Source organism: Providencia sp. Marseille-Q8014, from assembly GCF_965112055.1.
Window position 1 is genome coordinate 50,603 of record NZ_CBCOPT010000002.1, and the last position, 20,702, is coordinate 71,304.

At 36.5% G+C, this 20,702-nt stretch carries 17 protein-coding genes; 11 read left to right on the forward strand and 6 right to left on the reverse strand.

Annotation, left to right across the window (positions count from 1 at the left end; genetic code table 11):
- Window positions 1–21 precede the first annotated feature (21 nt).
- The 9 genes from ACWPW6_RS18975 to ACWPW6_RS19015 all read left to right on the forward strand — a co-directional run bounded on the left by ACWPW6_RS18975 (window position 22) and on the right by ACWPW6_RS19015 (window position 13,191).
- Window positions 22–1,311, forward strand: coding sequence for a recombinase RecT (locus ACWPW6_RS18975; protein ID WP_023159924.1), 1,290 nt, complete (start codon window positions 22–24; stop codon window positions 1,309–1,311).
- 48 nt (window positions 1,312–1,359) lie between these two features.
- On the forward strand, window positions 1,360–2,454 hold the full coding sequence (locus ACWPW6_RS18980) for a lambda-exonuclease family protein (protein ID WP_110592901.1): 1,095 nt from the start codon (window positions 1,360–1,362) through the stop codon (window positions 2,452–2,454).
- Window positions 2,455–2,491: 37 nt separating this feature from the next.
- On the forward strand, window positions 2,492–2,860 hold the full coding sequence (locus tag ACWPW6_RS18985; RefSeq protein ID WP_072070766.1) for a hypothetical protein: 369 nt from the start codon (window positions 2,492–2,494) through the stop codon (window positions 2,858–2,860).
- A gap of 53 nt (window positions 2,861–2,913) precedes the next feature.
- Window positions 2,914–3,921: an AAA family ATPase gene (locus ACWPW6_RS18990; protein WP_023159922.1), complete on the forward strand. Its 1,008-nt coding sequence runs from the start codon at window positions 2,914–2,916 to the stop codon at window positions 3,919–3,921.
- A gap of 98 nt (window positions 3,922–4,019) precedes the next feature.
- Window positions 4,020–5,207 (forward strand): DUF3150 domain-containing protein, encoded by a 1,188-nt coding sequence (locus ACWPW6_RS18995; protein WP_023159921.1) that lies wholly within the window; start codon window positions 4,020–4,022, stop codon window positions 5,205–5,207.
- A gap of 64 nt (window positions 5,208–5,271) precedes the next feature.
- Window positions 5,272–7,245, forward strand: a complete 1,974-nt coding sequence (locus ACWPW6_RS19000; protein ID WP_110592902.1) for a VWA domain-containing protein — start codon at window positions 5,272–5,274, stop codon at window positions 7,243–7,245.
- A gap of 236 nt (window positions 7,246–7,481) precedes the next feature.
- Complete coding sequence (traF, locus tag ACWPW6_RS19005) at window positions 7,482–8,513, forward strand: conjugal transfer protein TraF (RefSeq protein WP_023159919.1); 1,032 nt, start codon at window positions 7,482–7,484, stop codon at window positions 8,511–8,513.
- Between the two features lie 15 nt (window positions 8,514–8,528).
- Window positions 8,529–9,938 (forward strand): conjugal transfer protein TraH, encoded by a 1,410-nt coding sequence (locus tag ACWPW6_RS19010; protein ID WP_099660692.1) that lies wholly within the window; start codon window positions 8,529–8,531, stop codon window positions 9,936–9,938.
- Window positions 9,939–9,957: 19 nt separating this feature from the next.
- Window positions 9,958–13,191: a conjugal transfer protein TraG N-terminal domain-containing protein gene (locus ACWPW6_RS19015; protein WP_110592903.1), complete on the forward strand. Its 3,234-nt coding sequence runs from the start codon at window positions 9,958–9,960 to the stop codon at window positions 13,189–13,191.
- 58 nt (window positions 13,192–13,249) lie between these two features.
- Here the strand turns inward: ACWPW6_RS19015 and ACWPW6_RS19020 are convergent, their stop codons facing one another.
- Window positions 13,250–13,423, reverse strand: a complete 174-nt coding sequence (locus tag ACWPW6_RS19020; protein WP_152964649.1) for a hypothetical protein — start codon at window positions 13,421–13,423, stop codon at window positions 13,250–13,252.
- A 241-nt stretch (window positions 13,424–13,664) separates the two neighbouring features.
- Here ACWPW6_RS19020 and traN point away from each other — a divergent pair, with 241 nt between their 5' ends.
- Window positions 13,665–16,436, forward strand: a complete 2,772-nt coding sequence (gene traN / locus ACWPW6_RS19025; protein ID WP_110592904.1) for a conjugal transfer mating pair stabilization protein TraN — start codon at window positions 13,665–13,667, stop codon at window positions 16,434–16,436.
- A 34-nt stretch (window positions 16,437–16,470) separates the two neighbouring features.
- Here traN and ACWPW6_RS19030 read toward each other — a convergent pair whose 3' ends face one another.
- The 4 genes from ACWPW6_RS19030 to ACWPW6_RS19045 are packed head-to-tail and all read right to left on the reverse strand — an operon-like array spanning window position 16,471 to window position 18,959.
- Window positions 16,471–17,310 (reverse strand): hypothetical protein, encoded by an 840-nt coding sequence (locus tag ACWPW6_RS19030; protein ID WP_023159983.1) that lies wholly within the window; start codon window positions 17,308–17,310, stop codon window positions 16,471–16,473.
- Complete coding sequence (locus tag ACWPW6_RS19035) at window positions 17,310–17,870, reverse strand: FlhC family transcriptional regulator (RefSeq protein ID WP_110592905.1); 561 nt, start codon at window positions 17,868–17,870, stop codon at window positions 17,310–17,312. Before ACWPW6_RS19035 ends, ACWPW6_RS19030 begins: the two co-directional genes overlap by 1 nt.
- Window positions 17,867–18,421, reverse strand: coding sequence for a hypothetical protein (locus tag ACWPW6_RS19040; RefSeq protein WP_072070760.1), 555 nt, complete (start codon window positions 18,419–18,421; stop codon window positions 17,867–17,869). Before ACWPW6_RS19040 ends, ACWPW6_RS19035 begins: the two co-directional genes overlap by 4 nt.
- A complete protein-coding gene (locus ACWPW6_RS19045) occupies window positions 18,411–18,959 on the reverse strand; it encodes a transglycosylase SLT domain-containing protein (RefSeq protein ID WP_023159981.1) in 549 nt (182 codons plus the stop codon). Before ACWPW6_RS19045 ends, ACWPW6_RS19040 begins: the two co-directional genes overlap by 11 nt.
- A 486-nt stretch (window positions 18,960–19,445) precedes the next feature.
- On the opposite strand from ACWPW6_RS19045, the gene ACWPW6_RS19050 reads away from it, so the two are divergent.
- On the forward strand, window positions 19,446–19,904 hold the full coding sequence (locus tag ACWPW6_RS19050) for a hypothetical protein (protein ID WP_023159980.1): 459 nt from the start codon (window positions 19,446–19,448) through the stop codon (window positions 19,902–19,904).
- Between the two features lie 335 nt (window positions 19,905–20,239).
- Here the strand turns inward: ACWPW6_RS19050 and ACWPW6_RS19055 are convergent, their stop codons facing one another.
- Window positions 20,240–20,659, reverse strand: a complete 420-nt coding sequence (locus ACWPW6_RS19055; protein ID WP_023159979.1) for a hypothetical protein — start codon at window positions 20,657–20,659, stop codon at window positions 20,240–20,242.
- Window positions 20,660–20,702 lie beyond the last annotated feature (43 nt).

Sequence of the window (20,702 nt, forward strand, 5' to 3'; positions counted from 1 at the left end):
TCTTAAATAGGTATCTTATATATGTCATCATCGAATATAGTTCAAGGTAGCAAAGCTGTTTCTAACATAATCGCAAGTTTAAAACCGAAATTTACTGAGAACTCTCTTAGTGAAACATCGTATTTTAATGAAGCAATTTTTGCTAAGAATCAGATTGATAACAACAAAAAACTAATGGCGATTGCTATTAATAATCCCGCTAGTTTTAAAACTGCTTTTTTACAGCTTGCAACAACGTCACTAACGTTAGACCCTGCTCAAAAATTAGCATACTTAGTACCCAGAGATGAGCGTGTTATTCTTGATGTCTCGTATTTGGGTTTAATTAAAATGGCTATTGAAGCTCAAATGTGCAAAAACTTAATTATAGATTTAGTTTTTGAAAAAGATAAATTTGAGTTCAATGGCAGACGGACACCACCAACACATCACTATGACCCTTTTGCTGATGTTGGAAATATTCTTATAGACCAATTCGACAAAGGCTCAATCGGTGAAAGAGGTAATTTCAGGGGGGTGTATGTTGACTACCTTCTGCATGACGATACTCACTTGATTTACTTCATAACCAGACGTGATATTGCAAGCGCCCGTTTAAAATCTGCAAGTTGGCTGTATAGTCCTGATAAATCTCCGTGGTCGTTGTTTACTACACAGATGATCAGAAAAACTGCTATCAAATCCTGTATACACTTACTTCCTAACGCTAATCAGGCAATCATGCGAACAATTGATTATCTGAATACAGATGGGGGTGAGGGCTTTACTCAAAATCGTCCTGTTTCGCTCGAAACAACTACTTATGAAGCTGTACACGCATTTACCGACCAAGACTCAGCAGTAGTAACAGACTCGCCTAAAAACGTGTCTGAGGCTATTGTAGTTGATGTCATTCGTAATGGAGTGAAACGGCGGATTGACAAGCTGGTTGAACGGTGCAGCAAGACCAATGCATTTGAAAGCATGCTTGATGAAATCTCAAATAACTTTGAGTTTAATCCTGCTGAAATTGAATATGCAAAGGAGGAATTAATAGCAGAAAGAAAGAATGTATTTAATAAAATACTAACTAATGCAATCCAGAATAATAATTTTGAAGATGTTGATAATTTCATTTCAACTGTTTCAGGTTCAGATCAAGTGGCATTTATAAAAACACTTGAGCAAGTTAAATCTGATTTAGCTTGTTGCCGACAGTTATTCTCTGATTGCAAAAAACAAAGCGATATGACACCACTTATAAATAAGTTGTCTATTATCGAATTTAAACCGTTATCTGATTATATTTTGCTTACTATTGAGCGGAATTAATAGATATCAACCGGACCCGTAGTTTATCTACGGGTTTTGGATATTAATATGAATAATTTCGATATATATGATCTCATTCAAGGCTCTGATAAATGGTTAAGCTGGAGAAAAACGGGTGTAACAGCTACGTGTACCCCCACACTTAATCCCGAAGTTAAAAATGAGTTCAGCAATACTCCTTACAGCTTATATTTAGAATGGATCGGTGCTATTCCTCCAAAGGATTTGTCATGTATACGGCAAGTTGAAGTAGGGAAGCTATCCGAACAGTTCGCCCGACACTGGTTTGAGAATCAGTATGGGGAAATCAGTAGTCCATGTTGCGTGCGTAGTAGGAAATATCCGCACATGATAGCCTCACTTGATGGACTTAGTGATAATAATGATGTTGTAGAGTTCAAAAATATATCCCCAAAAAATCACCGTATGTTATTAGAGGAAAAAGCAAAATCTTCAGTTTTCAACTATTACAAATGGCAGGTTTATCATCAAATGGTAGTTACTGGCAGCACATACGGGTACTTGGTATTCTGGTCTGCTAAAGAAACACCTATTGTCTTTAAATTAAAAATTAATGACAAAATAATAAATAAGGTTGTTACCATCACCAAAAGATTCTGGAATTGCGTTAATAACAAAACGCCTCCTGAATTTGATGTAAATAAGGATATAATTTATTTAAATAGTGATGATGTACTAAAAGAACGTAATATTAATCCTGATGATTTAATATCACGAACCAAAAAGTTAGTTGAATTACAATCTGCATTTCAATTAGCACAAAAACAATTGAATGAAGCTAAAGAAAAAGTAGCATCATTTGATGAACAGATAAGAAATGAAATAAAGGTTTTATCATCTGTATTAAAGTTACAACCTAATGCTCCCTTGAGGCTTGAAGGCTTTGGAATTCGATATTTAGAATCTCAAAGCGCTCCACGATTTTCTTGGAAGAAACTAAGAGAGAAATTGGGTATCAATGAAGAAGATCATCCTGATTGTTATGGTGAGTCGTCAATTAGAACATCAATAACAAGTTATGAATATCATTCTTTCAATTCAATATCATCCTCTGATAATTATCAAGATAACGATAATAATCAGAAAGGTGATTCAATAATAGATATATATAAATATTTATAATAACCCTGAGTTTTAATTCAGGTTTTAAGGATTATCAATGAATAATATCATTAATATGACAACTTATGCTGCATCCGAGGATCAAAAAAATTTTGGCGTTATTGATTTAACTCAAGATGAAAATGAAAAACTTCGTATGCTATTACGTGTTACAAACACCGAAAGAAAAGATTTATTAAACCAAGCAAATAGCATTGCTTTATTTGCTGAATTCTTGAGTGTTAAGTACAAAACAAATAAATGTTTGATTGGTGGAAAATCTTTTCTCATTCCTTTTATTACTAAAAGCATGAGAGATTTAGACATTGAAACTTACATGACCAACGTAAAACAAGTAACAACATTTGTGAATGGCGAGGTTTTAAAACGTCAACGTCATTGCGGTGTTATTAATTGTTCAATTTAACAAACTTAAACCTCAAATTAATTTGAATGTTTATTATTTAAATAGGTAAATATATGAACGCTGTAAATAACAGTTTTGATATTAAACGTAACACTCCGGTCGATATGGAATCTTTAGGTATTATTCTGCCTGAGAATTTAAAGGGCAAATATAGTATCAAAGGTTTTTCTAATGACCATCAATTTTCAGAGTATATCCCGAAATTTAATGAGAAGTATGTGTTTGAACCTTCACTCAGAAAGCATGTGTTAATGTGGTTTGATAACCCATTAGATACATCACTCTGGATTTCTGGACCTACTGGCTGTGGAAAATCGTCAATAGTTGAGCAAATTGCTGCTCGTATGAATTGGGGATTGATGAAAGTAACAGCCAGTCCTGATCTTGATATGAGTAGCTTACTCGGTAGTTTTCGGCTAAAAGTCGATAAATTAACGGGTGATCAAGAAACCGTCTTTCATGAAGGACCGCTAACCATCGCGTATAAGCATGGGTTGGTTTTTCTGATTGATGAGTATGACCAATTAGAACCTTCCGTAGCTAATTCCCTCAACGGGATCTTAGAGATGGGTTCTCTTGTCATTCCTGAAACAAATGAATGCATTCATCACCATGAAAACTTTAGATTTGCAGTAACTGCAAACAGTAATGGGACCGGTGATATGACAGGAAATTACAGTGGTGTAAAACCGCAGAATATAGCCAACCTCGATAGGTTTATGTTTGTTGAGGCTGACTATATGCCCGAAAAAGAAGAACGTAAGCTACTTGCTTCATTTTTGTCTGATCCTGAATCACATCAGTTACTGACGGATGGACTAATAAAGCTGGCTAACGATGTACGTAAAAGTACATCTGCGACAGTCACTAACTTCAGTAGTACCGCTATTTCAACTAGAAGCCTTGTGAATGTTGTTCGCCGTTTCGATTTTATGCTTCGTTCTAAACAACCACCGGTAGATATTCTGTTAGATGCATGGCAATTACATATCTCTAACAGAGCTCCTGAAGATGAAAAAATAGCATTGAACGATATGTTTAATGTTTATTTTAAATCTTAATTCAAATCTTATTTTTAATTTTAATTATTAATAAATCGACAAGGTAAATAGATTTATCTATTTGCCTTTTTTAAATATATAAATATGTAGGTGAATTTATGAGCCCAAACATTCTTGAAAACGTAGTAATTTTTTCTCTGGAAGGTATCCGTTTAACTACTGGAAGAAAAACACTTAAAGGTAAAGATATTAAGGTTATTAACACTGGAGATATAGTTCTGCCTCCCGAAACAATAGCCAGCCTCGGAACCAAAAAGGTTATTGACCCTGCAAAAATCAACAAAATGCGTACCTTTCGTACTGGTGCTGATGCAATCTGTTCAAAATATGGTGTTCCATTCTTGAACGGGTATGCAGTGCCGACTTCACTTGCAAGTCACGTAAGACAGCAGTTGAATGATTTAAAGGACCAATTCTATATATTCAAAAATGAGTTTTTATCCGCTATATCAACTGATTTTCTTTCATGGTTAGATAAAGAAGATGAAACTGTAAAAAAACTGTTTGAGTCCGAAGTGATTGACGTCAAGCGGTTAGATGAAAAGCTACAATTTGGTTTTTCTTCTTTCAATATTTCACCCTTTGGTGAAGGCGAGTCAGAAGAAAAAGTACAAAGCCTTAAAGAATCTGTCCTGCTTGATGTTGTTGATAGAATTTCTGAGTTACGGGAACGTGGCTCATACAATGCATCAAACATATCTCAAACTACACTCAATACGTTACGAGAAGTTGCAAGTAAGCTGAAAGGATTAGCTGTATTAAATCCAGATGCTGGCAGTTTAAGTGATTATTTGAGTAACTTTATTTCAACGTTGCCAAGCGTTGGGAGATTGTCTAATGACGAATCAATTGCCGTAACAACACTTTTTATTACGTTATCAGACATTAAAACTTTGAAGCAGTTAATAAACTCCACCAATGTGAACAATGTATCAGATGTGGAATTAACTGTTTTACCACAAACTACAAACAACATTGATGTATCAATTGCCATACCAACTTCAGTACCTGTAACGGGTAATACTGATAGTGATTTCATTGAAATTGTAGTCGATGAAGATGATCTTGCTGAACCAACAGAAAACGATTTAAACATTGTGAATGTCGCCGAAAACTCACAAACGGTTACAGTGCCGAATGTGAGTCAAGATGTTGTAGAAAATACGACACCAACTCCGACACCAATTGATGTTCAATCAGAACCTGAAGTAGTTTCTTCGGATTTACCTGTAAGTTCATCCTTTAGTGTTGAAGATGAAAATCAGGATGTTCCATTTTTCTACTAATAATATGGGAAACCAAACTAACGCCTGAATTTATTCAGGCGTTTTTATTTAAATAGGTATATATATGAAACAATTAAGAAGTGCAGCCTCATTAGCAATCGTTGCTAATGTATTGGCTGGCAAATTTGACATTTCAATTAAGTTTACTACTGATGAAGCGTATTGTGGTATATCTGAAAGTGGTAAATATGAAATAGGGATTCCTTACACAACTGATACATCTTTCGGTAATATTTTGTTAGGTTTTTTACTTCATGAAATTGGACATGCCAAATTCACTGATTTTTCATTTGTTGCTCAAACAGGCAACAAATATATTAGTGTATTAGAAAACATTTGCGAAGATATCTGGATTGAATCAAAGTTAGAGCATGTTTATGGTGGTGCCAAGTATTACTTGGATGCCGTAAGACAACATGTTTTTACCGAAAAGCCTATTAACTCCGTTATTTCAATTGAGGAAAAAATTACGTTTTTCATCAACTACGTTTTACTGCATGGTAGAAGTAAATATAACGGAGTCGTTGTTAACAACATTAACGATCTAAAACTTCAATTCATTTCAATCTTTACCAAAACAATTTCTGACAAGGTTGATAGATTATTAGAAATGGTGCTTTTATCCACAACTACTGTCGATAATAATCTGATCGCAAAAAAATTATTCATTGTTCTAGCAACAGCCCTTCAACTCAAACCACAAGATACGTTACCTCCTTCTAATGGGAGCTCTGATAATTACGGTAACTCTGAGGGCAATAACCCTGATGGTTCCGGTAACTCTGAGGGGAATAACCCTGATGGTTCCGGTAACTCTGAGGGCAATAACCCTGACGGTTCCGGTAACTCTAAGGACAATAACCCTGATGGTTCCGGTAACTCTGAGGGGAATAACCCTGACGGTTCCGGTAACTCTAAGGGCAATAACCCTGATGGTTCCGGTAACTCTGAGGGGAATGACTCTGACGGTTCTGGCAACTCTGACTGCTCTGGTATGGGTAAAACTTCAAATGGACCTAATGACGCCAATTTTTCAACCGAAACTGATATTGACGATTTAGATTCAGATCCAGAGAGTTTTAGCGATATTTTTAAGGATGTTTCATTCGATACTATAAATGCCAATGTTATTCAAGATATAACATCTACAATCTCGAATAAGGAACAACTTAAAAAGGATATGAGTTCCAAGGGAATAGTTAATGATTTTTTTAACGTTGCTATTATTAACACAGAGTGGAAGAAGAATTTTGATCAAGCCACTCAAACAATAACTTCTCTTGATATTAAAAGAAGTTTGACAACAGGAAGTAGATTACGCCGGTCATTTGAAAAATTAGTCCATGATAATACTACATCCACTTCACGGTTAAGGGAGCAAGGCGCAAGAATTAAATCTAGTAAATTAGCAGGTGTTAAAACGGGAAACACTAACATTTTTAAGACTAAAAATGTTATCCAAAGCCCAAATTGTGCTTGTTCTATTTTACTTGATACTAGTTCCTCAATGCATGAATACCACTTTGATACATCTCGTATTCGAGCTGCATTATCTTCCGTCATTGCAGTATTGGAAGGGTTAAATATCTCAGGTGTTTCAACCGCTTGCTATGCATTTCCGTTTTACGTTGAAGAATCCAATTCACTACTAGTACAAACGATGAAGCCAAGATACACACCGCTTCGCGCAAGTATTTCTCAAGGTGTTTTTACGCACAAAGGATGTTTAGGCTCTACTCCATTGGCTGAAAGTTTGATTCCCGTAATAAGCGAAATCGCTCTATCAAGGGAAAAGAAAAAGATGATTTTTATTATCACTGACGGGGAACCTAATGATGATAAAAAGACAAAAGAAATCATCAATTCAGCAACAATCGAAGGGATAGAAGTCTGTACCTTTGTATTGAACGAAGATGGTGCAAACGAAGCCTATTTCAAGGGGATATTTGGTAAAAATACAATATTTATCAATAATTTCAATGAAATTGAGCAATCCATACTTCAAATGTGTGCAAATTTAATAGTCACAGCACGATAGTAAAAGGTTACTTTTCGCGTTGTTACACAAAGTTTGTTTTCACTTACAACAACTATAAAGCCTCCTTCATCGGGGGCTTTTTTTTTACTTGAAATTTATCACTCTAATACAAGAAAAAATAATTATTGCAATTATAAAATACAAATATTTTCCATGTAAAAAATGAATAAAAACAGTGTTTTCCTAATGCAAAACATTTTTATTAGGTCGCTGACATCAAACATAAGTGAATTTCAATGAGAAAATATAAATATTTATCTATGGCTGTAATTGTGGCTATTTCATTTTCAGGAACAAGTTATTCTTTGGCAAATCAGGAACCTAAGAAAGCATACGATGATTCTGAACAGGTAATTGGTGGAAGTGTACAAGACTTGGAAAAAAAAGATGAAGGGTGGTTTTTCTATAATGAAAAGCAAGTCACGAAACCAAAGCCAATCACTCCAACTAAACCAAAACCAGATACACCAAAACCTAAGCCAGTCGAACCAAAACTAACACCAGCGCCAGCTCCTGCACCAGAGCCGAAATTTACAGTTAAATGGTATCGGGAAAACATTCAGAAGCTACGAGATGAGGCAATTGATAATCCGACTAAAGAGAATGTAAGGCGATACTATTACGTGCAACGGATCATGCTGGACAAAGCCAGTCGTTATGCAGATATGGCGAGACTGGTAACTACTACTGATCCGTTCATTGATGAAAACAATCGCCGATCCACATCCTCATTTGCGGCTATGGAGCAAACACGAGTAGCTGACGAAAACAGAGGACGTGTTTTGAATAGCATTTCAAGTAAAGCAGGTATCTTTTTCTTTTTTAAAGGAAAGGACTGTCCTTTATGTGAGAAGCAAGCCTTTGTTTTAAAAACATTTAGTCATGAAACTAGTATAAATGTAATTCCTATTTCTGTTGATGGTCTCCCTCTACCTCAAAATGAATTTAACAATATGAAAATTGATACCGGTCAAGCCAAAAAACTTGGAATTACTAATGTACCAGCGATTGCATTAGCCATACCCCCTAAAGATATCAGAATCATTTCATTTAGCGCTATCAGTAGTGATTCTCTGAAGGAACGCACTGTGTTGATTGCTAAAGATGCAAAACTAATTTCTGAACAAGATTACACAAGCACACTTCCCCTTAATCACAATGGATATATTGACAGCGACATAATCAAAGATATGCCAGACGATATTTTAAATGACCCAATTCTATTTGTTGAATATATCCAAAAACGATCTCAAGTTACAAAACCTTAAAAGGCTAATTTCGTAATGAAAAAGACATTATTAAGTTTGGTTGTTACAGCTCTTTTCGGATTTACTCCTATTAGTCAATCCGCTGATGTAAACGAGCAATTAAATAAGATGTTTGGCTCTATGTCGAACACAACCAGCGGTGGTTCTTATAAGAGTGTTACTCGCGAGGGGTACGTAGGAGGGGGCTTCGTGGTCCGTAATCAACTACGAACCCTTACACCCGTTAACGTAACGTTACCTAAAGCGTCTGGTGGGTGTGCCGGTATTGATTTCTTTGCAGGGTCATTCAGTTTCATTAACACGGAAGAATTTATTCAATTGCTCCGAAATATCGCGGCTAATTCTGTCGGACTGGCATTTCAGTTGGCTATTAACGCTATGGATGCCGTACTGGGAGGGGAATTATCAAAACTACAATCCATCATACAAAAGCTGAATGAATACACCGCCAACTCATGTCAATTATCAAAAGGCTTAATGGTAGATATGGCAGGTGCAATTAGCGAAGAAATGAAAACGTCAGTGTCTGCACAGCTTTCGTCTAAAGGTATTCAGGATTCATTCAATAGCTATAAATCCGAGGTGTTAGGTAAACAACCGCCAATGATAGCAGCACAAAAAGCCGGTTTAACAAAACCGTGTACTCACTACGGTAATGTAATGTGGTGTTTATTAAGTAAAGGTGGATTTAATAGTGGATTTTTAAATTCTACTGACGAACAAAAAGAATTAGTTATGAGTTTAACCGGTATGGTTATTGTAAAAGAAGCCACACAATCTAATGACAAATCCACTCCCATATTGCACCAAACAATTGCCCCCATCCCTATTGAGGAAGTCTATGAACTGTTGATGAAAGGCTCAAAAGAAAAAGAAAATGTTCAAATCTATGGCTGTGGTACATCAAAAGACACCTGCATAGCTCCAGCACCAAAGAAAATTAAGGTTGATGGGCTTCAGACTCAATTCTTAGATATATTTGAAAAATATAACTATCTTCAAAAATATATAAGCAATGAGAAACCTGCTGAAAACATAAAGCAAAAAGTATTGTTTTTCAATGTTAATGGAGCTGTCACTAATGGCTACAAATTAATAGAGGGTCAAGATACTACTAGAGCAATGCACTATTACAGAAATATATCGGAAATAATTAGTTATGAAGCAGCCTTCGTATATTTAAACGATATGTTAACTGCCGCAGAAAGCAGTGCAGATAGAATTATAGAAAACAATGAGGAACCTATTTTTGCTCATATCAAAAAACAGCGTGAAATGATACGAGATGCAAAAGTAACCCTTCGACAAATACATGATGGTTACATTGTTAAGCATGGTGGTTTAGTCAGAATAAACGAAATATTTAATACATTCATGGTCGGTACGAAACCAATTCACGTTCCAGATGGTGTGAACGCCCAATAATCAATCGGAGTAATCAGTAATGGATTTTCACGTATACACATCATCTGGTGGAGCTTCGGCACTTTCAATGGTGTTTAACGGGCTTAGTATGCTCAGTAACGATGGTGTCTTGGCAGGATCATTTAAAATCGCTTTTTTGTTATCTATCATCGGATATGTAATAAAATCTGCCGCTGATGGTGGTAGAACCATAGCATTTCAACAAGCTGCCGTATCAGTAGTTCTATTTTTATGCTTCTTTCAAGTTACAACAAGAGTCACGATTGAAGATGTTACAACCGGCGAAGTACGGGCTGTTGATAATGTACCTTTCGGTGTTGGTTTTACAGCATCAATCATCAGCAATACTGGTTATCAGTTTACACGAAAAATGGAACAGGCATTTTCAATGCCAAGCATGACTGAAAACGGTCCCGTTGACCCATTGTATACCCTTGCATCAATGTTTGATGCAATGCGAGATCCGTTAATTTGGTCCAGTGGCGATAGCAAAAGTGCTCACTTAGAGGAAGCTATAAAGGTTTACACAAATCAATGCCTTGCATTTGATATTGCAAGAGGGGCTCAAAGTTTCATGGGGATCATGAATAAGCCATTTGATGATCAACTAGCAACAAGCCCGAACAGAACTATTGCCATTGAAGTAAACGGTAAAGTTGATGATGTGTCCTGCCTTGAGGCAATGAAAAGTATCAGGCTTATGGTTGGCGGACAAGCTGACTCAATAGGTAAAGGTGTGCTCAGTGTAAGAAATGGGTTTAGTGAAAAATGTAAAACATATGGCTCCAAGAACCAGTGTTCACTGCCTTTTGCAAACAAAACCATGACTGAAGCAATGACATTTTTTGGAGCAACTGGGAAAAACCTACGGGATTTTCAAGCACAGCTATTAATGTACCCATTCGTTGTTAATATGCCACAAACCGCTAATGAAAACGCCTATCACTCATATGCGGCAGTTGCTAAATCACAGTCACAAATTCAACAGTCATTCAAATGGGCATCTGAAGGTTCTTCATTTCTAATTTGGATTCAGTATCTTCAGTCGTTTATACAAGCGGCTGTATACGGTCTGGTGCCATTTGTAGCCTTCGCTTTAGCATTTGGATTAATGGGCGTAGGTTTAAGCCTTAAATATGTTCTGGTGCTTTTGTGGATTCAAACATGGCAACCGTTGCTGGCTATCATGAACGCTATTATGTTAACTAAAACACAGTCTGATATCTCAGTGCTGGTTTCTGGTGCTTCTAGTTTCTCCGATTTATATCATTTGTTATTTGTTACACAGAAAAATATCGCCATTGCAGGGCACATGATGGCATCAGTACCGATGTTGGGCGCATTTGTCGTGTTTGGTTCCTCTTATGCTTTCACGGGATTAACAAAAGGTCTATCAACAACAGGTGCTCCTGATACGTCACCAATGACTCCAGATGCTACTGATTCTCCTGCTTTACACAAGCAATCAGCAGTTACTGAACAATCAGCACATAATGCAGTATCAACGATAACAGGTGGGAATAGCACTGCTCCAAAACTGGACTTATCAAATACGAGACAACAAGCTATACAATCTGCTTCCAACAGGAATATCACAGCTCAAGAAACTTTAACTTCAGCCATAGATAAAGGTGTTAGCTCTTTGAGTTCTATGGGGATAAATACATCTCATAACTACGGTTCTACAATCAATAGTGATACCGGTTTGAGCAATACAGTTAGCAATTCATCCAATAATGGCTCAATGATCACAACTGGTAACACATCCTCTACTATTGATGAGAGTGCCAAAATTACAGCTTTATCCGGTGACGCAAGCGTATCAGGTGGTATGGGCGTAGGTTCACCGGAAACTGGTGGAGCTGGTGGTAAAGGCGTTTCTATTGGCGGTAGCGCTGCCGTTAGTGCTCAATCCTCCGATATTCACCGTAATTCCGGATCTCAAACAACCGGCATAATGACAAATGACTCTGTTGCAACGAATGACGCAACTAGTGTATCTAATAACATTCAATTTGCTGAACACATTGCTGACCAACTTGATAAACATGGTGGTACTCAAGAATCAGCACAATTAGCAAAAAGTATCAGACAAGCCGCTTCGCAAGCAGAAACAGCCCAAGAATCATATAGTGAGACTGTTTCTGCGAATAATTCTGTATCTGCAAAACAGTCTTATACAGCAGGTCAGGTAGCAAATTTAGCAAATGAAAATAGTAATGTTGTAGACAAAATCAATAATGAAAATCTAAGTAATGATGAATTCCAGAACAGAAAAAAAGAATACCAACAACAGCTTAGTTCTATTATGGGGGCATCAGATGCAGAAAACGCTGCAACAATTTATGCGGCAAATGATACTGGTGGTTTAGTTAATCACTTTGGAGAATTGTTTGGTCCTGCTACAAACCCTACTGGTGCAATGAATGGCGAAGAAAGTAGAAACATGAATATTGCACAAAATACAGCATCTGAAGTTCAAGGCAATATTGCAAGCACTCAGGGGGCTGTTAATACCAAATATGGTAATACAACTGCTCAAGCCCAACAGTTCCTAAATAGCCAACAGGCTAATATAGAAGATGATTCAGCTAAAAATAGTGCGGGTCTAGGGATGTCTGAGCATTATTCAGAATCTAGGAGAGCTAGAGAGCAATTACATGGTAGTTCTGTATCAGAAAGTAGCGCACAAAGTATTTCAAATGAAGGTACGAGTATTGCAACTAGCATGAATGCTTTGACAAATTCTGTTAGTAATGTGGGCGCGGATCAAAACAATATAGAATCAGATACAAAAGCTAATTTGAATTCTATGAAGTCTGTTAGCTCTGCGACTATGGGGTATGAACAATCCAACAATATTACTGAAGGACTGGCACAATACGCAGCTATTGCTAAGAATGCGACATCCATTAATCAAATTAACGAAGCTGCTACTAATTATGCCAATACTTATTATGAAAATGGCGGTAATGCCAGCCGTGACCAACTTTACAGCGCACTTAATAATGTGCAAATCGAAGCAAGAACCGGCTCTGGAAATACCCAATTAAACATTACCAACAACACATTAGCTGGTGGTAATGGCAATCAAATTCCACAAAGAAGTCGTAGGGATATAATTACAGGTACAGATCTCTCACCAAGTTCTATACCAGAGAAACCCGAAAAATCAGGAGATTCAAGTGAAGATAAAATAATTATTACAAAAGGTAATCCAATGCCAAGGGTAGAACAAATAAAACCACGATAACGGATATAAAAAAGGCAAAAACATTGTGTTTTTGCCTTATCTTTATGACCTGTGTTACTCAAATTGGTATTAAAAAAAACACCAAAAAAACGACGATAGCAATACCTAATCCATAATCTTCTAAAAAACTACCGAAACCAGAACCGTTTTCACGCTTCCTAACATAAGCAGAGCCATATAAATCAATATCATGTTGACGCTGTTCTGCGGCTTGTTGTTCTGTTTTTTGCATTCTCTCCGCATGACACTTACACGAACGGGTGAAGTGATAATAACGCGGTCGTCTGTATATGAAACCGTGATTAAAAGACATATCGCCCCCCCCTCAACTGATTAATTTACATACCATCAAATCATACCTTATTCGATAAAAAATTACATGCTAAATAGAACCCTTTTCTAAGTATTTATCCTGAAAAACAAAAATGTAAGGTGTTTATCATGTGATGATCTGAAAACCATGAGGAAAGAAAATGATTCAAAATTTTAGGAGAAGAAATTTTTCTTCGGTGGTGACACATTTATCACTAATAGCCTATCTCTCAGTGATGATAACACCCGTTAACTCATTTGCTGAAGTTTCGACAAAACCTCCAGAAAACACAGGTAAATATCAGACAGATAAAAATAATCTGGAGGGAGTTACTGCTGGTCATGACACAGCTAAAGAGGCTTTAAATTTTTATAAAACATTACCAAGCCTAAATGTAGATTCGAAAGGTACTTCACAATTTGGTAAAGGTGAATCTGTCAATTTTAACAATATTTATTATAAAGACAGCTTTGCTATGGGGGTAGATGATGTATCAAACGTCTATGGCAATGATAGCAAAACAAATGAAATTGGGTTTCATGAATCAAAAAAACTGAAAACAGAACAAAGCCCCAAGGGAGAGGCATACCGAACTTTAGTAGGGGCATCCCGTCACTCCTCAATTGACATTAACAAAGATGATGATGTTTTTAATGTTCATAACGATTTTCTCTCAAATGAAAAAAAATATTCCGATGCTATTTCAAAATGCGAAACAAAACAGGTATTTGAGGATTATGTAGATAAAAAGCACATACCTGATTATAAAGAATGCACAAAGACAGTCGATGTGACAGGTGGTTACATAGTTAATCATCCATATTTAGCAGGTTTGGTATCTCATAATTCAGGTCCTGCAAATATTAAAACCTGCGGGGAAACCTGTGTTGATATTTGGCTTGGAAAAGTTGGTGACAACTATTGGGAAGGGCGTTGTCGAATCTTTGAAGATTTTATGTCCGTGAATGTTATCAATCCTACTGCTGTTGTAAGTGCCAAAATTACTCGAGCAAAATGGGATGATTACATGCAAATTTATGCCGGAACAAAGGATTCCTTAGAACATGTGTGGGGCGGTCCACACGGAAAAGATGTTTTTCCACCGGAAACTCCTGGTCGGTGCGAACTTTCAACGAGTTGGGATCAGCAGTTAAATGTTGATGTGACTGAAAAATTTAGTAAAGTCCAACCGAATGATGAAGTATTTTTTAAAAACAGAGTATCAGTAACCGGTGCAGGTGAAGGCTTTGCACAATTACGCATTCAATTTGATAAGAAAAAAGCACTTACTAATGATGTCTGGAGCTCGCCACAGCAAAGTGAATTTAACAAGGCTGTAAAAGCCATTAAAGAAGGATTTTGTCAGGATTACACTGTTGTTTGTCATGACACAATAATCCCCGATAAAGACGGTTGTGCTGTCATAGATGGTGTCAAACTCTGTAAAGAGGACTTCGTGCCACCTCCGTTAGATAAAATATCACCATTCTGTAAGAGAGCAGAAGTGATCACGCATTGCGGTAAAGAGCATGGGGTAAACAACACATGCAAGAAATACGAGAAGCAAGGTTGTTCGTTTATAAAATCTCAATGTTTAACAGGAAAAGAAGGTGATATTGCTGGTTGCTGGCAATCTAGTGAAACATGGGATTGTGGAAAAGATGTTACCTTTAATAATGGCGCAGTCCATGAAAAGCTAATTTGTGACGGCGCTGTACAATGTCTAAATGGATCATGTTTACGTCCTTCATCTCAAGAGAATGGTGATTTTGCAACAGCGGCTGCTATGTTGAATGCGGCATCTTTTGCATTGGCAGATACGAATTGTGCTGATGCAGAAGAAGCAAACAACGGTGAATCTTCTTTGAATAAAGAGCAATGTGTCATTTTCAAAGGTGAAGCTCTGACATGCCGAACGGCAATGGGAGGATGGGTAGATTGTTGTGATCAACCGGTCGGTGTGAGCTGGATAGAATACGTACAGCTTTCAATGATGACTATGAGAGCGGCAGATGCCTTAGCGATAGAAGCAGGGTTGTTTGATGGTGGTGTAGGCTTATTTGATATGGCAAGCACAGCAGCTATGGATGCGGTGGAAGCTATTACAAAACCTGCTATTTCCGCTTTTAACTCTTTTGTTGGAAATGCCGGTGCTGAAGTAGCTCAAGGAGTCGCTGAAAAAGGCGTTGTCTCGATGACAACAGCAGCGCTTAACAACCTAACAACCAAAGTTGCCGAATGGACTGCAAACACCTTCGGTGAGGCTGTTACAAACGCTATTTTCCAATCCGCAGCTACTGAAGGCGGAAAAACTGCAACTCAATCATTAGCAGAAAACGGAGGGGCTAGCTCAGGTGCTTCAGTAGTGCAACTTTCATCAACGATCACAACAGCCATGTCAGTTGTCGGATATGCATACTTGGCATACCAAATGGCAAACCTATTGGTGAATATTATATGGGCTTGTACCGATGAAGAATTCAAACTGGCAATCAAAAAAGAAACTAAGTTAGCGACAAAGGTAGACAGTTGGTGTTCTAAGAAGGTCCTTGGCGCATGTATCGAAAAGAAAAGTAGCTACTGTGCGTATAACTCTCAGGTAGCCAGAATAATCACTGAGCACGTTAGAGGAACAATAGGATACGGTGATACAAAAAATCCGAATTGTGAAGGAATTACATTAGCAGATATGGATAAAGTAGACTTCACCAAAATAGACTTTTCTGAATGGACCGCAACTCTTAAAGAAGCCGACATGCTTCCTGATTTCAAAGAATTTGACCTCGATAAATATACGGGTTCTGGAAGTACACTCAATGCTGATGGAAAGCGAGTAAACTCTGTCGAGCGATTTACCAGAGGGGTTGAAGGTACAGATTTAGATGAAGTTAGACAAAGAGCGAAAACAAGGTTAAGTGTTAAAGATGAATAGATAAAAAAAATCCCGCTAATAAGCGGGATTTTTTTTATCTAAATTTATATACCTGACCATTCCGTATTATTTTTGGCTCACTTTTCAAATTGCTCGGCAAAAACAGTACGGTTTCAGGACCTAACTCAACACTAATTTTCTTGAATTCTTCCTCATACCTACCAGTATCGTGTAAATAATGAACACACTCATGATCCGTATAATTATATGAATACTTCAGATTAGTGAATGGTGCTTGATGCACATTTACATATAGATTCTGATCGGAAATATTTCTATTTTCAGTAACAGATACAAATTTAGCAGCGTTACATGCTAAAACATTTCCAGCCACTTCAGCTTTAATTGCATTTGATAAGTATTTATCAAAGACAGAGTTAATACGCTTCGTTTTCAAAAGTTGGTCACTGAAACTCAGCGGTGTAGATCCCCATTCGGTTACTAGTAAACGACCTTCCATCATAGGCGCTCGTTCTTCTGGAGTGCTTGTATCAAAAGCTAAGAGCCCAAAAACAGGGTTTACTGTTGCAGCAAGGGTAAGATCCACTACATTTACTGCATTCTTACTTTGTGAGATGATTTCTCTTAACTGATCCATCCCTTTTGTATCGCTTACAACAATAGGTTCCTTAATTTTTTTTAATGAATTTCCTTTCTGACTTGGTACTAACACAGCAAAGATTGTGTAATTATCCGCATCATCATCTAGATTATTCAACCCTATTGATTTAGCAATTTTGAGAGCTTCACTTCCATTTTCAACCACTGGTTTTGAAGCCTCATTATTATATATCCAATTACTATTTTCATTATTAGCACAGCCGGATAACACTAATGAAAATAGAATTCCTGTAATCATTTTACAACTTTTCATTATTCACCCTTATTATTAATGAATTCATTTTCTTTAGATTCAGAGCAATAAGGACATTTCATATTGCAGGAATCCTCTGATTCGTGTGTAAGATAGATATATTTCTGCCGACACTCAAAACAGCCAGTTAAACCAATTATTCCATTTCGGTAATTGGTTGCAATTTGCCATGCCAAGTTCGGATCAATTATGTTTTTCTTTAATGGATCATCAAAGAAACCACAATGAACATTAAATAAATGGCGGTATGCTTTATAAGCACCAACCAATTCTTCTATTTGCAATCTATTTTCTGGATCTTGTGCAGTCATTAAATATACATGTAAAAAATCAGTTGCAGATCGTTTATCATGTTGATTAGCTAATATAGTGCTAATTTTTCTTAGTCGTCCTAACGTAAAATCATTATCCTCATTATCAATTCCTGAATCATTTCGTAAACATCCATACATACGTGGAGATATTGCTGGAATCTCAGACAATATTACATTCTTTCTAAATCCAAGTTTTATCATATCAATTGCTAATTGATAATCTTCTGGTGCAATAGTTAATTTCATTTAAACACCTTTCCACATAAGCGCGCTCTAGATTTAAGATAGAATAATACATCATCATATTTTTTATGATAACCATCACTATCGACTAATCTAGTTGATATAATCGAAGGTCTGTAAATTGGAGAAATATTTATTTGCTTTGAATACAAAGAAAACAGTATTTCCTTAAAAGAAAACTTATTAATTGTATTGTATGACTGACAATCATTAAACCAAAAGAAATGATTAGTATCTGTGCCAGACATGCTGTTAATAATTGCTGATTCAATTAGCATTGTTAAACGCAAAAATGAAACATCCAACAGAGATTTTTTAAAATTTGGGTCTTTCTTAGTATATAAAGACTGAGAATCCTCTTTATAGCTTAATATATAAGCAGGCACTTTCAATCCACTGAAAAAATCTCTCATAATGGAAAAATCTTCAACAAAACAGGTTTTGTCAGAATTGACGATCACAAATGGATTATTATCAACTCTTTCAGAATTACTTAATAAACTGAAAAGTACATCAGTCATTTCAGTGTTGTAGCAATTTATTTTATTGTTCATTTTCTTTCAATCTTTTCCATATGAGCAGAACTGATTCACCATATTCTTTAGCTTTGTTCTTTAACGCTGGATTTGGTGTGTGATAATTACCGATGGCTTGCGCTATATCATTTGGAGATAGTTCAATCGCTCGACACAAGACCTTCGCTGATACCTCAATGTTCTTATCTACATCTAATAACTCAGCAGGGTCAGAAACATAATTACTACCGTTCCAACGCCAATTAATTTGTGTAATACCGATATCAGTCAATGCTGAAACGCTTACATATTCCCGCACTTTTCGGACAGCATCATCTCGGTTCACCGGATAATAAGAGCCCATAATTGGGTTATTTAAAGCATAGCGATGGGGTGCAACAAAGGATTTATCGCCTGTTCTATGGGAGCTCTCTTTAAGAGCAATAGCATAGAGTAAAAGCGGATCGAGGTTACATTGTTTAGCGTGCTTTTCCCACGAGGTATTAGTTAAATCTACAACAGCAGCCTCGCAAATCGCAGCATTAAAAATGCTTAAAAACAGAAGAAAGCGTTTCATCCTCCCCTCACTTATTCTGAGCATATACGTATATATCAGTATAAATTATAGTAAGACATACATTAGTCGTCAACACACTATCTACGACTAATGCAATTTATTATACATTTATTTACAGTATGCGTAAACAGAGAGGGAGTAAAATTTCACTTATATTCAACATGTTACATAATATAAATAATTAGTGGCATGATACTTATTATCCAAAGAAATTAATAACATTCGCATTAAGTCGAAAATAGGTGTTTTATGGCTTAAGAAAGACAATTCTTTCTTCTGCACCAAAATTGTTATCGGCACATTTTCAAAAAACATTAAGTCACCAAGGGGGTTTTGGTGACTTAATGTATCTCACGTGTTAAGTCACCAAAACAGTAGTTACGACTTAATGTAATCGAAACATTAAGTCACCAATAGGGTGGTTACGGTATAAATAGTTTATGTTAAAATGACTTTTTCTGAACCTTTTCTGGAGTGCTGAAATTCATGTCAGTATCATATGAAGATGCGTTATTGCTAAAGCTGGAAGCAATCCTTGCTGACTGTGAGGAAGCAATAACTGTATGCGCTGATAATGCGGTAAATCTGATCCAACAGTTTATGCAAGAAATAAATAACAAACAGCTATTCTCCCCATACCTGCCAGTAATTCATAACGACAGGGGCTCAGTACGGATTCGATGGGGAATGGTTGTGATGAACAAGGCGACTAAAAAAGTTGGCTCTATGCGTAATGCTCCAACCACAGGTAATGGCGATTTTGACATACGCTATTTTTCAATTCGGTCTGATGAAGTACGCCAACTTATTCAAAAATACGAGGATAAGTTTAAAATTATCAGGGCTGACATTAAGCAAACCAAAAATATTACTAAATCATTGAAAATGAGAATTACACATTTGAAAAAGGGCACAAGAAAAACGGTTATCGGTGTTACTCGCTGATTTTTATGTTTTTTTTGTTTACTGTGAGCCGTAGGCGATCTTTTAGGGGGTACTGTGAGCCGTAGGCGATCCTTTCCCTGTCTTTAAAAACAGCGTAGGGGCGATTTTGAGAGGACTTCCACACATCATCGTGGATAAGCATTGGCGTACAGGCTAAAGTGGCTCAGAATCGCTTAGACGAAGCATATATGATATTAAAAAGCCACTACTTGCATCCATTCACTTTTTTCAGCCATTTTGTGCAGTATTTTACGAATAAGTAGAGGCTTTCCCTTTGGGGAAGATAGCCAGACACAATAAGCTCTGACTATTTTTCTGTAATTTAATATTTAATCTTAATTAATTAATCTTTTCCATATATCCATACTTGAATCTGCTGATATTTTAATTACATCCCAATTAATACCGTAATTACAATCATGGTTGTTTTTAAGTGCCTCCAATACATCTAAACAAAAATTCTTTTTATCATTATCACTTAAATTAAAATAGAAAACATCAAGATCAGTTTTATTAAATTCATCTAATTCTGTTTCACTATCCCAACCGGAAACAATACTTGCATGAATATCTTCAGCACACCACGTTACCGAGAAAAAGTCTTTCTCAGTAACAGTATATTCTTCAACACCTATATTCGACTTGCTTATTATTCTACGCGCTTCCTTTTCAGACTTTGCTTGTACATCAAATGAAGCTAGAGCATAGTTATTGTTATTAAGATTAACCTTATACGATACATTATAGGTATTCATGACTCATCCTCGTTTAATTATTATTAGCTGTGGTAATTAATTA

What these genes read in the sequence shown, in the direction of transcription:
- ACWPW6_RS19020 (WP_152964649.1), bottom strand. Translation starts at nt 13,423, where the DNA reads ATGCAAAAAACAGAACAACAAGCCGCAGAACAGCGTCAACATGATATT.
- ACWPW6_RS19010 (WP_099660692.1), top strand. Translation starts at nt 8,529, where the DNA reads ATGAAAAAGACATTATTAAGTTTGGTTGTTACAGCTCTTTTCGGATTT.
- ACWPW6_RS19035 (WP_110592905.1), bottom strand. Translation starts at nt 17,870, where the DNA reads ATGAAATTAACTATTGCACCAGAAGATTATCAATTAGCAATTGATATG.
- ACWPW6_RS18975 (WP_023159924.1), top strand. Translation starts at nt 22, where the DNA reads ATGTCATCATCGAATATAGTTCAAGGTAGCAAAGCTGTTTCTAACATA.
- ACWPW6_RS19045 (WP_023159981.1), bottom strand. Translation starts at nt 18,959, where the DNA reads ATGAAACGCTTTCTTCTGTTTTTAAGCATTTTTAATGCTGCGATTTGC.
- traF (WP_023159919.1), top strand. Translation starts at nt 7,482, where the DNA reads ATGAGAAAATATAAATATTTATCTATGGCTGTAATTGTGGCTATTTCA.
- ACWPW6_RS19050 (WP_023159980.1), top strand. Translation starts at nt 19,446, where the DNA reads ATGTCAGTATCATATGAAGATGCGTTATTGCTAAAGCTGGAAGCAATC.
- ACWPW6_RS19030 (WP_023159983.1), bottom strand. Translation starts at nt 17,310, where the DNA reads ATGAAAAGTTGTAAAATGATTACAGGAATTCTATTTTCATTAGTGTTA.
- ACWPW6_RS19055 (WP_023159979.1), bottom strand. Translation starts at nt 20,659, where the DNA reads ATGAATACCTATAATGTATCGTATAAGGTTAATCTTAATAACAATAAC.
- ACWPW6_RS18995 (WP_023159921.1), top strand. Translation starts at nt 4,020, where the DNA reads ATGAGCCCAAACATTCTTGAAAACGTAGTAATTTTTTCTCTGGAAGGT.
- ACWPW6_RS18980 (WP_110592901.1), top strand. Translation starts at nt 1,360, where the DNA reads ATGAATAATTTCGATATATATGATCTCATTCAAGGCTCTGATAAATGG.
- ACWPW6_RS19015 (WP_110592903.1), top strand. Translation starts at nt 9,958, where the DNA reads ATGGATTTTCACGTATACACATCATCTGGTGGAGCTTCGGCACTTTCA.
- ACWPW6_RS19000 (WP_110592902.1), top strand. Translation starts at nt 5,272, where the DNA reads ATGAAACAATTAAGAAGTGCAGCCTCATTAGCAATCGTTGCTAATGTA.
- ACWPW6_RS18985 (WP_072070766.1), top strand. Translation starts at nt 2,492, where the DNA reads ATGAATAATATCATTAATATGACAACTTATGCTGCATCCGAGGATCAA.
- traN (WP_110592904.1), top strand. Translation starts at nt 13,665, where the DNA reads ATGATTCAAAATTTTAGGAGAAGAAATTTTTCTTCGGTGGTGACACAT.
- ACWPW6_RS19040 (WP_072070760.1), bottom strand. Translation starts at nt 18,421, where the DNA reads ATGAACAATAAAATAAATTGCTACAACACTGAAATGACTGATGTACTT.
- ACWPW6_RS18990 (WP_023159922.1), top strand. Translation starts at nt 2,914, where the DNA reads ATGAACGCTGTAAATAACAGTTTTGATATTAAACGTAACACTCCGGTC.